This window comes from Citrobacter sp. Cpo103 (assembly GCF_030332605.1).
GTDB lineage: Bacteria > Pseudomonadota > Gammaproteobacteria > Enterobacterales > Enterobacteriaceae > Citrobacter > Citrobacter portucalensis.
In genome coordinates, this window is sequence record NZ_JAOWHO010000002.1 from 1 (window position 1) to 268 (window position 268).

The window sequence follows — 268 nt, forward strand, 5'->3', positions numbered from 1 at the left end:
CAGTAAGGATGGTGGAGCTATGCGGGATCGAACCGCAGACCTCCTGCGTGCAAGGCAGGCGCTCTCCCAGCTGAGCTATAACCCCATCGTAAATGCTAATCTCTGTACCCTAATTCGTTTCCGGGCAAGGCGCGGTGGTGCGAAGCATACTGAAGTATGCGAGCATCGCCGTAACACAGCACGGAGGCGAATTTGGTAGGCCTGAGTGGACTTGAACCACCGACCTCACCCTTATCAGGGGTGCGCTCTAACCACCTGAGCTACAAGC

Annotated in this window: 1 tRNA gene; it reads right to left on the bottom strand. The window is 56.3% G+C overall.

Going from position 1 to position 268, the window contains the following annotated elements:
* Nucleotides 1–9: 9 nt before the first annotated feature.
* Nucleotides 10–85 (bottom strand) — tRNA-Ala (locus tag OGX89_RS00005).
* Between the last annotated feature and the right edge of the window lie 183 nt (nucleotides 86–268).